Origin of the sequence: Hephaestia sp. MAHUQ-44 (genome assembly GCF_023806085.1) — a bacterium.
GTDB lineage: Bacteria > Pseudomonadota > Alphaproteobacteria > Sphingomonadales > Sphingomonadaceae > Sphingomonas.
Genome location: NZ_JAMSLX010000007.1, coordinates 70,446 through 84,858 on the forward strand (window position 1 = coordinate 70,446; position 14,413 = coordinate 84,858).

Annotated in this window: 16 protein-coding genes; 4 read left to right on the forward strand and 12 right to left on the reverse strand. The window is 67.5% G+C overall.

What is annotated here, in order from left to right:
• The first annotated feature begins 21 nt into the window (after positions 1-21).
• Both metX and metW read left to right on the forward strand, forming a co-directional pair.
• On the forward strand, positions 22-1,131 hold the full coding sequence (gene metX / locus NFE57_RS09445; RefSeq protein ID WP_252135326.1) for a homoserine O-acetyltransferase MetX: 1,110 nt from the start codon (positions 22-24) through the stop codon (positions 1,129-1,131).
• Complete coding sequence (gene metW / locus NFE57_RS09450; RefSeq protein ID WP_252135327.1) at positions 1,128-1,715, forward strand: methionine biosynthesis protein MetW; 588 nt, start codon at positions 1,128-1,130, stop codon at positions 1,713-1,715. Before metX ends, metW begins: the two co-directional genes overlap by 4 nt.
• Before the next feature lie 71 nt (positions 1,716-1,786).
• Here the strand turns inward: metW and ssb are convergent, their stop codons facing one another.
• The 5 genes from ssb to NFE57_RS09475 all read right to left on the reverse strand — a co-directional run bounded on the left by ssb (position 1,787) and on the right by NFE57_RS09475 (position 6,196).
• On the reverse strand, positions 1,787-2,314 hold the full coding sequence (gene ssb / locus NFE57_RS09455; RefSeq protein WP_252135328.1) for a single-stranded DNA-binding protein: 528 nt from the start codon (positions 2,312-2,314) through the stop codon (positions 1,787-1,789).
• 16 nt (positions 2,315-2,330) lie between these two features.
• Positions 2,331-4,196: a ferrous iron transport protein B gene (gene feoB, locus NFE57_RS09460; protein WP_252135329.1), complete on the reverse strand. Its 1,866-nt coding sequence runs from the start codon at positions 4,194-4,196 to the stop codon at positions 2,331-2,333.
• A 1-nt stretch (position 4,197) separates the two neighbouring features.
• A complete protein-coding gene (locus NFE57_RS09465) occupies positions 4,198-4,446 on the reverse strand; it encodes a FeoA family protein (protein ID WP_382280178.1) in 249 nt (82 codons plus the stop codon).
• Positions 4,447-4,536: 90 nt separating this feature from the next.
• Positions 4,537-5,202, reverse strand: a complete 666-nt coding sequence (locus tag NFE57_RS09470) for a COQ9 family protein (RefSeq protein ID WP_382280181.1) — start codon at positions 5,200-5,202, stop codon at positions 4,537-4,539.
• A 19-nt stretch (positions 5,203-5,221) separates the two neighbouring features.
• On the reverse strand, positions 5,222-6,196 hold the full coding sequence (locus NFE57_RS09475; RefSeq protein ID WP_252135332.1) for a DMT family transporter: 975 nt from the start codon (positions 6,194-6,196) through the stop codon (positions 5,222-5,224).
• Between the two features lie 49 nt (positions 6,197-6,245).
• Here NFE57_RS09475 and NFE57_RS09480 point away from each other — a divergent pair, with 49 nt between their 5' ends.
• A complete protein-coding gene (locus tag NFE57_RS09480) occupies positions 6,246-7,334 on the forward strand; it encodes an alkene reductase (RefSeq protein ID WP_252135333.1) in 1,089 nt (362 codons plus the stop codon).
• A 267-nt stretch (positions 7,335-7,601) separates the two neighbouring features.
• On the opposite strand, the gene ribH is transcribed toward NFE57_RS09480, so the two are convergent.
• From ribH to gltX, 7 genes are all read right to left on the reverse strand, one after another.
• On the reverse strand, positions 7,602-8,021 hold the full coding sequence (gene ribH / locus NFE57_RS09485; protein ID WP_252135334.1) for a 6,7-dimethyl-8-ribityllumazine synthase: 420 nt from the start codon (positions 8,019-8,021) through the stop codon (positions 7,602-7,604).
• A 78-nt stretch (positions 8,022-8,099) separates the two neighbouring features.
• Positions 8,100-9,233 (reverse strand): 3,4-dihydroxy-2-butanone-4-phosphate synthase, encoded by a 1,134-nt coding sequence (gene ribB, locus NFE57_RS09490; RefSeq protein ID WP_382280185.1) that lies wholly within the window; start codon positions 9,231-9,233, stop codon positions 8,100-8,102.
• Entirely contained in the window at positions 9,220-9,840 is a 621-nt protein-coding gene (locus NFE57_RS09495) for a riboflavin synthase (protein ID WP_252135335.1), read from the reverse strand. Before NFE57_RS09495 ends, ribB begins: the two co-directional genes overlap by 14 nt.
• A gap of 10 nt (positions 9,841-9,850) precedes the next feature.
• Positions 9,851-10,807 carry a bifunctional diaminohydroxyphosphoribosylaminopyrimidine deaminase/5-amino-6-(5-phosphoribosylamino)uracil reductase RibD gene (ribD, locus tag NFE57_RS09500; protein WP_252135441.1) on the reverse strand — a complete coding sequence of 319 codons (957 nt, stop codon included), beginning with the start codon at positions 10,805-10,807 and terminating at the stop codon, positions 9,851-9,853.
• Positions 10,808-10,827: 20 nt separating this feature from the next.
• A complete protein-coding gene (locus tag NFE57_RS09505; RefSeq protein ID WP_252135336.1) occupies positions 10,828-11,175 on the reverse strand; it encodes a hypothetical protein in 348 nt (115 codons plus the stop codon).
• Positions 11,176-11,246: 71 nt separating this feature from the next.
• Complete coding sequence (locus NFE57_RS09510; RefSeq protein WP_252135337.1) at positions 11,247-11,912, reverse strand: energy transducer TonB; 666 nt, start codon at positions 11,910-11,912, stop codon at positions 11,247-11,249.
• 133 nt (positions 11,913-12,045) lie between these two features.
• On the reverse strand, positions 12,046-13,377 hold the full coding sequence (gene gltX, locus NFE57_RS09515) for a glutamate--tRNA ligase (RefSeq protein WP_252135338.1): 1,332 nt from the start codon (positions 13,375-13,377) through the stop codon (positions 12,046-12,048).
• A gap of 100 nt (positions 13,378-13,477) precedes the next feature.
• Between gltX and NFE57_RS09520 the strand changes: the two genes are divergently transcribed.
• Positions 13,478-14,413, forward strand: coding sequence for a ribose-phosphate pyrophosphokinase (locus tag NFE57_RS09520; RefSeq protein WP_252135339.1), 936 nt, complete (start codon positions 13,478-13,480; stop codon positions 14,411-14,413).

A 14,413-nucleotide genomic window follows, 5' to 3' on the forward strand; every position in this document is an offset into this window, starting at 1 on the left:
GGCTTCCAAGCGCGCGGGGGTATGGATGAACGTTTCGGCCTCGATCGCCATGTGACGCTGCCCGGCCCGCTCGTGCTCGATAGTGGCGCGGTGCTGGCGCCTGTCGAGATCGCGTATGAAACCTATGGCGCGCTCGATGCCGATGCGTCGAACGCGATCCTGATCTGCCATGCGCTGACCGGCGATCAGCATGTCGCCTCGCCCCATCCGCGCACCGGAAAGCCCGGCTGGTGGGCGCGGATGGTGGGGAGCGGGCTGCCGATCGATCCCACCCGTCACTTCATCGTCTGCGCCAATGTGCTCGGCAGTTGCATGGGCACATCGGGCCCGGCGAGCACCAACCCCGAAACCGGCGCGCCTTATGGCATGGCGTTCCCGGTCATCACGATTCGCGACATGGTGCGTGCGCAGGCGATGCTGCTCGATCATCTCGGGGTGCATCGGCTCGAGGCGGTGGTCGGCGGCTCGATGGGCGGGATGCAGGCGCTGTCATGGCCGGCGACCTTTCCGGATCGCGTTGCCGCCAGCGTCGTGATCGCGGCGACCGCGCGGCATTCGGCGCAGAATATCGCCTTTCACGAGGTCGGGCGGCAGGCGGTGATGGCCGATCCCAACTGGCGCGACGGCGCTTATTACCCCGCCGATCCTCCCGCTGCCGGCCTCGCGGTCGCGCGGATGGCGGCGCATATCACCTATCTGTCGGAAGCCGGGCTCACCGCCAAATTCGGCCGCAAGCTTCAGGATCGCGGCGCCAAGACCTTCGGCTTCGATGCCGATTTTCAGGTCGAAAGCTATTTGCGCCATCAGGGGCTGTCGTTCACCGATCGATTCGACGCCAATGCCTATCTCTACATCACCCGCGCGATGGACTATTTCGATCTCGCGGAGGAACATGGCGGGATGCTCGCCCATGCCTTTCGCGGCACGCAGACGCGCTTCTGCGTCGTCAGCTTCGATACCGACTGGCTCTATCCGACGCGCGAATCGCGCACGATCGTCCAGGCGTTGAACGCCGCGGGCGCGCGCGCGAGCTTCGTCGAATTGTCGAGCCCGTTCGGCCATGATGCTTTCCTGCTCGAATCGCCCGAATTGCGCGCGATCGTCGATGGCTTCCTGCGGGCGCGCGCATGAGTCTCCGCCCCGATCTCGCGATCATCGCCGATCATGTCGAACCGGGCGCGCGGGTGCTCGATATCGGCTGCGGCGACGGCGCGCTGATGGCGGCGCTGCGCGATGCCCGCCAGATCGATGCGCGCGGGTTGGAGATCGATCCCGCCAATGTCTCGGCGGCGATCGCACGCGGGCTGTCGGTGGTGCAAGGCGATGCCGATGTCGATCTCGCGGGCTATCCCGACAAGAGCTTCGATTACGCGATCCTCAGCCAGACGCTGCAAACCGCGCGCAGCCCGCATCTGGTGCTCGATCAATTGCTCAGGATCGGCGAGCGGGCGTTCGTGTCCTTCCCCAATTTCGCGCATTGGCGCGTGCGCGCCTCGTTGCTCTGGGGGGGCCGGATGCCGGTGACCAACCTGCTGCCCGAACGCTGGTACGACACGCCCAACATCCACCACGTCACGATCGACGATTTTCGGGCGCTGCTCAGGGAGCGCGATATCGCGGTCGAGGGGGCATGGTTCCTCAACCGCGGCCGCCCCACCAGTTCGGCCGCCGCCAATTTCCGCGCCGAACACGCGGTGTTCCTGCTGAAACGCTAGGGTTTTGTTTAGCGGCGCCGGCCCGCTCCCCCACTCGGAGTCAGCAGCGCTGACTCCGAGTCAGCCTAATCCTAGAACGGCACGTCGTCGTCGAGATCGTCGGCGAACCCACCGCTTTGGCCAAGGCCGGTCGAGCCGCCGCTGCCGCCGCCGCCTGAGCGCCCGCTGCCGAAATCGTTGCCGCGACCGCCGCCGCTGCCCCAATCGTCACGGCTGCCGCCGCCCCCGCCGCCCGGGCCACCGCCGGGCGCGCCGTCGAGCATCGTCAGCACGCTGTTGAAGCCCTGCAGCACGATCTCGGTCGAATACCGGTCCTGCCCGTTCTGATCCTGCCATTTGCGGGTCTGGAGCTGGCCTTCGATATAGACCTTGCTGCCCTTGCGCAGATAGCGTTCCGCCACGTTGGCAAGGCCTTCGTTGAAGATCGCGACCGAATGCCATTCGGTCCTTTCCTTGCGCTCGCCGGTGTTGCGATCCTTCCACGATTCGGAGGTGGCGATGCGCAGGTTGACCACCTTGCCGCCGTTCTGGAAGGTCCGGCTTTCGGGATCGCGGCCGAGATTCCCGACCAGAATCACCTTGTTTACACTGCCGGCCATGTCGTCTCCCGTTTCACTACAAACCGATTGCTGATGCGATCCAGTATGTAGCGCCCGATGCGATGTAGGCCAGCACAAACAGATAGCTCACCATGAAGGCGGGCCACTTCCATCCGTTGGTTTCGCGGCGCGTGATCGCGATCGTCGAGATGCATTGCGGCGCGAACACGAACCACACCAGAAAGGCGAGCGCGGTCGGCAGCGTCCAGCGCTTGCGCAGATTCTCGATCATCGTGTTCTGGCCCGAGGGGGCTTCGGGATCGTCGATCGCATAGACCGTCCCGATCGCTGCCACCGCCACCTCGCGCGCCGCCATTGCGGGGATCAGCGCCAGCGTGATGTCGCGGTTGAAGCCGATCGGCTCGAACACCGGGGTGATCGTGTTGGCGATCCGGCCAGCGACCGAATAATTGACCTCGGATATGTCGCTTCCCACCGGCGGCTTGGGAAAGCTCAGCAGCGCCCACAGGATGATCGTCGAAAACAGGATGATCGTGCCCGCGCGGCGCAGGAAGATCCACGCGCGTTGGTACAGCCCGATCAGCACGTCGCGCAGGCGCGGCCATTGATATTTGGGCATCTCCATCATGAAGCCCGACGAGGCGCCCTTGGTCACCGTCCGCCGCAGCACGAGCGCGGCGACGAACGCGCCGAGGATTCCCATGATGTAGAGCGAAAACATCACGAGCCCCTGCAACCGGACGAAGCCGAACACGGGGGTATTGGGAATGAAGGTGCCGATGATCAGCGTATAGACCGGCAGCCGGGCCGAACATGTCATCAGCGGCGCGATCAGGATCGTCGTCAGCCGGTCCTTCTCATCCTCGATCGTGCGCGTCGCCATGATGCCGGGCACCGCGCAGGCAAAAGACGACAGCAGCGGGATGAAGGCACGCCCCGACAGCCCGACGGCGGCCATGATCCGATCCATCAGGAAGGCGGCGCGGACCATATAGCCCGAGGCTTCGAGCAGCAGGATGAAGAAGAACAGGATCAGGATCTGCGGCAGGAACACCACCACCGCGCCCACGCCCGCGATCACGCCGTCGACGATCAGCGATCGCAACAGCCCATCGGGCATCGCGGTGCGGACCACATCGCCCAATTGGCCAAAGCCGGCATCGATCGCGTCGGCGGGCACGATCGCCCAGCTGAACACCGCCTGGAACATCAGAAACAGGATCGCGGTGAGCAGGATGACCCCCGCCACCGGATGCAGTGCGATCGCGTCGAGCGTGTGCGTCCAGCGGCGAACCGGCGTTTCGGAGACGGTCGCGGCGATCGCGATCGCCCGTGCCCGGCGCTGGAGCGTGACGATATCGTCGGCGACGCTGCCGTCGCTGGCGGCAAGCCTTACCGCCGCGCCGGGGCGGATCACGCCGGCAAGCGCCGCGCGCAGCTCGTCGATCCCGCGGCGGCGGACCGCGACGGTCGGCACGACGGGGACGCCCAGCTCGCGCGCGAGCGCTTGCGGGTCGAGCGTCAGGCCGTCGCGCGTCGCCAGATCGATCATGTTGAGCGCGACCACCACCGGCAGCCCGAGCGCGATCAATTGCAGCGCGAAGCGCAGATGATTGTCGAGATTGGCGGCGTCGACGACGACGATGATCGCGTCGGGCAGGCGTTCGCCGGTCTGCGCGCCGGTGATGACGTCGCGCGTCACGCGCTCGTCGGGGGACGACGGCTCGAGGCTGTATGCGCCGGGCAGGTCGATCAGCTCGACCGGGCGGCCATCGGCGAAGGCCATCCGGCCGACATGGCGTTCGACGGTGACGCCGGGATAATTGCCGACCTTCTGCCGCGCCCCGGTCAGCGCGTTGAACAAGGCGCTCTTGCCGGAATTGGGGTTTCCGACCAGCGCCACCAAAGGGGCGGGCGTCATGCTAGCCGGCGGTCGAAACGTGGATCGCGCTGGCCACCGCGCGCCGCAGCGCCACCGTCATCCGCCCGATCCGGCACGCGATCGGGCCGCTGCCCAAAGTGGCGCGGTGGAGCACTTCGACGGCGACGCCCTGGTCAAAACCGAATTCGCGCAGCCGCCGCGCCTCGGGCACCGCGAGCTTCGTCCAGTCGATGTCCGCCACCGTCGCAGGTTGGCGGCGTGGCAGCTTGGCAAGGGTCAGCGGAATCATTGCGCTTCGGGCCATATCCATACTGCGAGTGATTATCAATAACGATGTGCGAAGGGAAGCCCCGTCCTCGCGCCCAGGCAGGACGAATTGTCACACCACCGGATAGCGCAGCCGGCCGATGAAGCGCGACAGGCTCGGGCGGTGTTCGACGCGCTTGAGGAAACCGGCCTTGGCCTTTTCGAATCGCATGATCCCCTCGATCCGGCGCGCGAGGAAGCCGCGCGTGTCCGCCCAGCCCGCGCTCTCGTCGTTGACGAAGACGGTGATCGTCGCGGCGTAGATGCCGCCCAGCATCGCGCGCTTGGTATAATGGTTGTAATCGGTCGCTGTGTCGCCCGCGGCGCGCCACATCGCGTTGGCGGCGCGCCAGCCGAGCGTGGCGGCGCGTGTCACGTGCTGCGGCAGCGCCAGGATCGCGAGCGCGCGCCGCAGCGATTCGCGGTTCGGCGCCAGCAAGGTAAGCCGCGCCTCGACCAAGGCGGTGATCTTGCCGCGAACCTTCATCGCCGCCAGTCGTGTGGGCGGGACCGCCGCCAACATGTCGCGGTCGATGCCCGCAAACCATGCATCGATCATGTCGACCGCGCCGCCCGGAAAGGCGAGCCGCGCGACATCGGCATCGATTCCCGCCGCTTGCGCCGCAGCGGCGACCGCCGCGTCGCTCCAGCCGTCGAACGCAGCGTTCGCGGCGATGCCCGGCGCAAGGCCGTCGCGGATTTCGTCGAGCGTCGGATCGGGGGGAAGGCTGGTCATCATGCGTCTCCTGCGCGCCCTTCTACCCGCTCGCCTCGCGCGAAGTCGAGCGATCGGCGGGGGCGCCGGTCTCGTCGCGTTCGCATCCCACCGGGGCAAGCTGGACCGGCGCGGGTGACCGGCGGCGCACCAGCACCAGCGCGAGCCCGACCAGGATCGCGCCGACGAAATCGGGGGCGCCCAGCACCTCGTCATAGGCGAACCAGCCGATCGCGCCCGACACCACCGGCTGGGTCAGCAGCGCGATACCGATGACCAGCGGCGACAATTTGCCGAGCGCGTAGATCATCAGGCTCTGCCCCACCACCTGGCTGAGCAGCGCGAGTGTTACCAGCGGCCCCCAGTTGGTGGGCCAGATCTTTTCACCCAGCGCCAGCGCGAACAGCAGCAGCGGCAATGTGCTGACCAGCGACGACAACGCCAGCGCGGGCAGCGGCGCGGTGGTCGCGCTGACGCGGGCCATGATGATGAAATAGCCAGCGTACAGCACGCCCGCGAACATGCAGAGCAGGTCGCCCGCGAAATTTTCGGGCGACAGATCGTAGCTGCGGCCCATCAGCAACGCGCCGCCGGCCAACGCCATCAACAGCGCCAGCCCCTGCATCCGCGTCGGCCAGGCGCGCGCGATCAGAAAGCCGTAGATCGGGTAGATCAGCGTTGCCGAATTGCCGAACAGCGTGGCGTTGGCCATCGTCGTCTTGAGGATGCCGACATGCCACGCGCCGAGGTCGCCCGCGAAGCACAGCCCCGCGAGCGCGAGCGGGAACCACGTGGCGCGGCGCATGGTGCGTGGGCGCCAGTCACCGGCAACCGCGCCCGCGAACAGCAACGGCACCGCGAGCGACAGCCGCCAGAATCCCGCGGCGACGGGGCCGACATCGGTCAGCCGCACGAACCAGGGGCCGAACGCGAGCGCGATATTGCCGACGATCAGCGCCGTGATCGGCAGCAGGCTTGGCCGGTCGGTAGTTTTTCTTGAAGCTGTTGCGTCGTGCATGACGCCTCCCAGCGCCTATCTGAGGCGGCTAGTAGCAAAAGGAAACTCGATGCCAAGCCTCTTTGATCCGGTGCAGCTCGGCGCGATCGCTGCCCCCAACCGTATCCTGATGGCGCCCCTGACGCGCGGTCGCGCGACTCGCGAGCATGTGCCGACACCGATCATGGCCGATTATTACGCCCAACGCGCCGGCGCGGGGCTGATTATTTCGGAAGCGACCGGGATCAGCCGCGAAGGCCTCGGCTGGCCCTATGCACCCGGGCTGTGGAGCGACGAACAGGCCGAACATTGGGCCCCGATCACGCGCGCGGTCCACGATGCCGGCGGCCGCATTTTCGCGCAGCTCTGGCATATGGGGCGCATCGTCCACCCCGATTTCCTCGACGGGGCAAGGCCGGTCTCCTCCTCGGCGACGACCGCGCCGGGCGAAGGCCATACCTATGCGGGCAAACAGGCCTATGCCGAGGCGCGCCCGCTCGACGTGGCCGAAATCCCGCGCCTGCTCGACGATTACGCGCGGGCGACGCGCCATGCGCTCGCCGCCGGGTTCGATGGCGTCCAGCTTCACGCCGCCAATGGTTATCTGATCGACCAGTTCCTGCGCGACGGCACCAATTTCCGCAACGACCTTTACGGCGGCAGCGTGGCGAATCGGATCCGGCTGCTGATCGAGGTGGTCGAAAGGATCGCGGGCATCGCGGGGGCGGATCGCACCGCGGTGCGCTTCTCGCCCAATGGCGATTCGCAAGGCGTGAAGGATAGCGATCCCGAATCGGTGTTCGTCCCCGCCGCCAAGGCGCTCGACGAGATCGGCATCGCGTTCCTCGAACTGCGCGAACTCGGCCCCGAGAGCACCTTCGGCCGCTCGCGCCAGCCCAAGATATCGCCCGCGGTGCGGCAGGTCTTTACGCGCCCGCTGGTGCTCAATCAGGAATATGGGTTCGCCGATGCGCAAGCTGTGCTCGATTCGGGGGTGGCCGATGCGATCGCCTTCGGCCGCCCGTTCCTCGCCAACCCCGATCTGCCCGAACGCTTCCGTCTGCGCGCGCCGCTCAACCCCGACGTGATGGCGACATGGTACAGCCGCGGTCCCGAAGGCTATACCGATTATCCGACGCTGGCGGTGGCGGCGGAATAGATCCTTCGCGACCGTTCGCCCTGAGCTTGTCGAAGGGCCGTTCTTCTTCTCTCGCGTCGGAAGAAAGAACGGTGCTTCGACAGGCTCAGCGCGAACGCGATTCGTGGGCCGCCTTGCCCCCGCCGCACGCGCCACGCCTCGGCATGGGTCAATGCGCTGCCCATATACAGCGTCGTCTCGGTATCGTCGGCGAAGCCGGCGTATCCGTCGCAATCGTTGCCGTTCAGCCGGCGCAGTTCAGCCGCCCGGTCAACGGCACCGGCAGGATCAGCCGAACCGGCCCTGCAGCGCGAGCATCGCCAGCGCTGCCTTGGCGGCCTCGCCGCCCTTGTCCTTCTCGTCGGGGCGTGCGCGCGTCAGTGCCTGCGCTTCGTTCTCGACCGTCAGGATGCCGTTGCCGATCGCGAGGCCATCCATCGACAGCGCCATCAGCCCGCGCGCGCTTTCGCCTGCGACGATCTCGAAATGATAGGTTTCGCCGCGGATGACGACGCCCAGCGCGACATAAGCGTCGTAATTGCCGCTCTCGCTCGCCAGTGCCACCGCACCGGGAATTTCGAGCGCGCCGGGCACCGTCACGGTTTCGTGGCTGTGCCCCGCCGCGTCGATCGCGGCGCGGGCGCCTTCAAGCAGCAGGTCGTTGAGATGCTCGTAAAAGCGTGCTTCGACGATAAGAATCTTGGCCATATATGCTCCGTTGGTCCCGCCTGTGTCGCAGGGCCGGTCTGATCGCAAGGGTGGGCGGCGCCCGAACGGGTCTACGCGTCAGTCGATCGGTCGCTCGCCCACGATCGACAGGCCATAGCCGTCGAGCCCGACCAGAATGTGGTGCGAATTGGTGAGCAGCACCATCTCGCCGATGCCGAGCCCGGTCAGGATCTGCGCCCCCACGCCGTAATCGCGCAATTCGTCCATGTCGGCGGGCGGCAGTTTGCCCGCATTGGCCTGCACCGCGCGGGTGAAGGTGTCGCCGCGCTGGCTGGCGAGCAGCACCACCACGCCCGCGCCTTCCGCGCCGATGATCTCCATCGACCGGCGCAACATGTCGCCGCGCTGGCCCTCCTCGCCGAAAATGTCGGAAAAGGGCGACAGCACGTGCATCCTGACCAGCGTCGGCGTGGTGGGGTCGACCTTGCCCTTGACGAGCGCGATCTGATCGGTGCCCTCGGCCTTGTTGAAAAAGCTGATCGCGCTCCACTCGCCGCCCCAACGGCTGTTGAAGCGCGTCTCGGCGCGGCGCTCGACGAGATGGTCGTGGCGCCGGCGATAGGCGATCAGGTCGCGGATCGTGCCGATCTTGAGCGCATGGCGCTGCGCGATCGGCACCAGATCGTCGAGCCGCGCCATCGTGCCATCCTCGTTCATGATCTCGCAGATCACGCCCGAGGGATTGAGCCCGGCCAGCCGCGCGACATCGACCGCGGCCTCGGTATGCCCGGCGCGCACCAGCACGCCGCCCTCGCGCGCGACCAGCGGAAAGACGTGGCCCGGCGTCACGATCTCGTCGGCGCCCTTCGAGGCGTCGATCGCCACCGCGACGGTGCGCGCGCGATCGGCCGCCGAAATGCCCGTGGTCACCCCCTCGCGTGCTTCGATCGAGACGGTGAAGGCGGTTTCGTGCCGCGTGCTGTTCTTGCGGCTCATCAGGTCGAGCCCGAGCGCATCGACGCGCTGCTTGGTGAGCGCGAGGCAGATCAGCCCGCGGCCGTATTTGGCCATGAAGTTGATCGCATCGGGGGTCGCCATCTGCGCGGGGATGACGAGATCGCCTTCGTTCTCGCGGTCCTCGTCGTCGACGAGGATGAACATGCGGCCGTTCCTGGCCTCGTCGATAATCTCTTCGGGGCTCGACAGGAAGGCGTGGCGCAGGTGCGCGAGCGCGGGGTTAGGCTTGGCCACGATAATGCTCCATGCGTTGCAGATAGCGGGCAAGGACGTCGATCTCGATATTGACCGGTCGGCCGGGCTCAAGCGCGCCCAGCGTCGTCACTGCCTGCGTGTGCGGGATGATGTTGACGGTGAAATGGGTGCCGTCGGCGCGATCCGCCACCGCGTTGACCGTCAGCGACACGCCATCGAGCGTGATCGAGCCCTTGGCAGCGACGAACGGCGCCAGGTCGCGCGGCAAACGGACGCCGATCCGCTTCGAATCGCCGTCACGGACGATCTCGATCACCTCGGCGACACCATCGACATGGCCGGTGACGATATGGCCACCCATTTCGTCGCCCAGCTTCATCGCCCGTTCGAGGTTGAGCGCGGCGCCCTCGCGCCACTGGCCTTGCGCGGTGCGGGCGAGCGTCTCGCCCGACACATCGACCGCGAACCAGCCCGTGTCGCCCGCCGCCGCCTTGTCGACCACGGTCAGGCACACCCCCGAACAGGCGATCGACGCGCCAAGGTCGATGGTTGCGGTGTCATAGGCGGTCGCGATGACGACGCGCAGGTCGCCGCGCTGCTCCAGCGCCGTGATGGTGCCGATGTCGCTGATGATTCCGGTGAACACGCTGGTCTCCTTAACCGCGCTCGTAGACTTCGAGCCGGTCGCTGCCAAGCTGGCGCGCATCGGTCTGCCGCCAGCGGCCATGCGCGTCGGCCAGCGATGTCAGCCCGATGTCGCCCAGCGCGGGCAGGCCGCCCCCGATCAGGATCGGCGCGCGATACAGCAGCAGCCGGTCGATCAGATCGGCGGCCAGAAACGCGCTTGCCGCGCCCGCGCCACCCTCGACGAGCAGATGATCGACGCCGGGGAGCGAGGCGATCTCAGACGGCGCATTGATCCACGCTACCTCGTCACCCCCGCCCTCGCGGGGATGACGGGAGGACAGGACGATCCGCCGCGGCGCCCGCGCCTCGAGCCCCGCCAGCCGTACATCGAGCGCGGGCGCATCGGTTTCCCACGTGCCGCGCCCCACCAGAATCGCCTCATGCCGCGCGCGTTCGAGATGCGCGTGCGCGCGCGCCGCGGGGCCGGTGATCCAGCGGCTCTCGCCGTCGGCGCGTGCGATCGCGCCATCGAGCGAGGTGGCGAGCTTGAGCGTGACATGCGGCCGCCCCAGCGCCTGCCGGGTCAGGAACCCCGCCATCGCGCGGCGTGCCTCATCGGCAAGAACACCGGGCGTCACCGCGATTCCCGCCGCCTCAAGCTGGGCGTGCCCGGCGCCATCGGTGCGTGGATCGGGATCGGTGATCGCCGAGACGACACGCGCGATCCCCGCCGCGATCAGCGATGTGGCGCAGGCGGGCCCGCGCGCGCTTTGGTGCGCGCACGGCTCGAGCGTGGTATAAACAGTTGCGCCGCGCGACTTTTCCTCGGCCTCGCCCAGTGCCATCGCTTCGGCGTGCGGGCGACCGCCGGGCTGCGTCCAGCCGCGCCCGACCACGCGCCCGTCGCGAACGATCACGCAGCCGACATTGGGGTTGGGGGCGGTGCGCCCGCGGCCGCGCGCGGCAAGCGCCAGCGCGGCGGCCATCCAGCGCGCGTCGGCTTTGGTCAAAAGCCCCACGCGGTGAGTTGGTTGTCGATCCGCTCGAACTGGGCGCGGCGCTTCTCGCGCGCGGCCTCGAATTCGGCGATCTGCTTGGCCTTGATTTTCATGTCGATCTTCTGCTGCGCCAGGATTTCGGCATCGCTGCGATCGGCGCGCCATTGCTCGACATAGATGATGTTGCGTTTGTACGGCTTCTCGAAGTGCGAATCGTGGTAGAAACCGCCCAGGATCAACCCCGTCACCACGATCGCAAGCAGGCCGAACAGCACTTGGTGCGGGTGGCGCTGGCCGAGGAACAGCCGAAGATCGCGATACGCCCGCAGCGGCGACATGAAGCGGAGAATTTTCACAACCCGCTAGATAGGCCCCCGGCGCCGGTCATGCCAGCCCCGGGGGGGGGGATTGCGTGGAGGCTATGGCCCTAATCGCTCAACACGAAGCGGACCGTTCGGGTAACCCAGCTTTCCTGCGCCATACCGCCGCGCGTGGCGGGCTTGAAGCGCCAATGGCCCAGCGCCTGGCGCTGCGTCGCCTCGAAAAAGGCATCGCTCGTCGCCGACACGCGCTCGACGCGCTTCACCCGGCCATCGGTGCCGATCAGAACCTTGACGACGACCTGCCCCTCGCGATTGGCGCGGCGCTCGGCCGAGGGGTAAGCCGGCTGGAGCGCGGCGGCGTAGCGCGGATCGGTTTGCGCCGGGATCAGCGCGGGAAGCGGGGGTGGCGGCAGATCGACCGCCACCGGATCGGCGCCGGTGCCGGTCGTCGTGCCCGTCGTCGGGCCGATGGCGATCACCAGCGGGCCGGGATCGGGGCGCGTCACCGCGACCTCGATATGCTGCGGCACCGTGATGTGTTCGGGCATTGGATCGGCGCTGGCGCGCCGTTCGGGGGTCGGGATCGGCTCGGGCGGTGGCGGCGGCGGTACTTTGATGTTGTAAATGTCGATCGGGCCGGTGCCCGTGATCGTCTCGATCACCGGTGCCGAAAAGACCAGCGCGCCCATTACGGCGGCGTTGATCGCGATCGCCAGCCCCATGCCGACGGGGTTGAGCCGGTGGTGGCGCGTATAGCGGTCCGCGTACATCTGCCTCTCCTTCGCAACGTCTCGGGGCGGCGCGCGTCGTGGGCGTCTACCGTATAGGTATGTTACAACATATCGTCACGATAAGGAAGCGATCGTTTCGGGCGGCAGGCGGCACGTCGCGACGCGGCAGGGTTCAGGCGATCGTCAGCCGCGCCAGCGCTCGCGTGCGGCCGATCAGCGGCAGCAAGTGCGCCATGTCGGGCCCCGAGTCGCGGCCGGTCAGCGCGCGGCGCAGCGGCAGGAACAGCGGCTTGCCCTTGCGCCCGGTCGCCTCTTTCAGCGCGCCGGTCAGCGCGTGCCAGGGGTCGGCTGCCCAGTCGATCGTGTCCGCGATCCGGTGGGCCTCGGCCAGGAAGGCGCGGTCGTCGGCATCGAAATCACAGGCCGCGATCGGCCCTTCGACGACGTGCCACCAATCGGCGGCGTCGGCGACGCGCGTCAGATTGGGCCGCACGGTTTCCCAGCCCGCAGCGTCCATACCCACGGGCAGCACATCGGCGACGCGCTCATAGGCAAGCTGGTGGACGATCCGCGCGTTGAGCGCACGCAATTCCTCGTCGTCGAACCGCGCCGGTGCGCGCCCGAAGCGCGCGAAATCGACGCGCGCGACCAGCGTGGCGACATCGGTGATCGGCTCGACCGGATCGCTGGTCCCGATCCGCGCGAGCAGCGCCCGCACCGCCTCGGGTTCGATTCCCGCCTCGCGAAACGACTCGACTCCCAGCGACCCGAGCCGCTTCGACAGCTTGCCTTCGCTGCCGGTCAGCAGCGCTGCGTGCGCGAAGGCGGGCGCCGCCGCCCCCAGCGCCGCGAACATCTGCAATTGCAGCGCAGTGTTCGACACATGGTCCTCGCCGCGCACGACATGGCTGATCCCCATCGCGGCATCGTCGATCGCCGAGGGCAGCATATAAAGCCACGATCCGTCGGCGCGCCGCACCACGGGGTCGCTCATCGTCGCGGGGTCGAAATGCTGCGGCCCCCGGATCAGGTCGGTCCAGGTGATCGGCGCCTCGTGATCGAGCCGGAAGCGCCAATGCGGCTTGACGCCATCGGCCTCCAGTGCCGCGCGCTCGGCGTCGCTCAGCGCCAGCGCGGCGCGATCATAGACCGGCGGCAGCCCGCGTCCGAGCTGGATCTTGCGCTTGAGCTCAAGCTCCTGCGCGGTCTCATAGGCGGGATAGACACGCCCCGCCGCGCGCAATGCGTCGAAACGCGCCTCGTACAACGCGAACCGCGCCGACTGCCGCTCCTCGCCATCGGGGATCAGCCCCAGCCAGTCGAGATCGGCGCGGATCGCGTCGACATGGCGCTCCTCGCTGCGCTCGGCATCGGTATCGTCGATCCTGAGCAGGAAGCGCCCGCCATTCTTGCGCGCCCACAGCCAGTTGTGGAGCGCGGTGCGGATGTTGCCGACGTGCAGCAATCCGGTGGGCGACGGCGCGAAACGCGTGATAACGGTCATGCCGCCGCTCTAGCACCCGGCCCGGCGGCGGCAATGCCCCCTTTTCGATTCCGATCCCGCCGCCTAAGGGGAGGGCCGGGTACCGAGGGAGCTTCACGATATGAAATTGATGGCCGGCAATTCGAATCTGCCGCTTGCGCGTGCGATCGCCGACTATCTCGAGATTCCGCTCACCAAGGCCAATGTCCGGCGCTTTGCGGACGAGGAAATCTTCGTCGAGATCCTCGAGAATGTGCGCGGTGAGGACGTGTTCGTGCTCCAGTCGACGAGCTTCCCCGCCAACGACCATCTGATGGAATTGCTCATCATGGTCGATGCGCTGCGCCGCGCCTCGGCCAAAAGGATCACCGCGGTGATTCCCTATTTCGGTTACGCCCGGCAGGATCGCAAACCCGGCCCGCGCACGCCGATCTCGGCCAAGCTGGTCGCCAATCTGGTGACGACCGCGGGCGCCGATCGCGTGCTCTCGGTCGATCTCCATGCCGGCCAGATTCAGGGCTTCTTCGATATCCCGACCGACAATCTCTACGCCGCGCCGGTGATGTCGGCCGATATCAAGGCGCGTTTCGCCGATCACAATCTGATGGTGGTGTCGCCCGATGTCGGCGGCGTGGTGCGCGCGCGCGCGCTCGCCAAGCGGCTCGATAACGCCCCGCTCGCGATCGTCGACAAGCGGCGTGAGCGCGCTGGCGAATCCGAGGTGATGAACATCATCGGCGATGTCGAGGGGCGCTTCTGCATCCTGATCGACGATATCGTCGATTCGGCGGGGACGTTGTGCAACGCGGCGGCCGCGCTCAAGCAGGCCGGCGCCGAGGACGTGATCGCTTATTGTACCCATGGCGTGCTGTCGGGCGGCGCGGTGGCGCGCGTCGAGGCCTCGCAGCTGCGCGAACTCGTCATCACCGATTCGATCGGCAATGAGGAGGCGATCGCGGGCCCGTCCAACGTCCGCCATCTCACGATCGCGCCGCTGCTCGCCGAGGCGATCCGCCGCATCGCCGACGAATCGTCGGTCTCGAGCCTGTTCGACTGA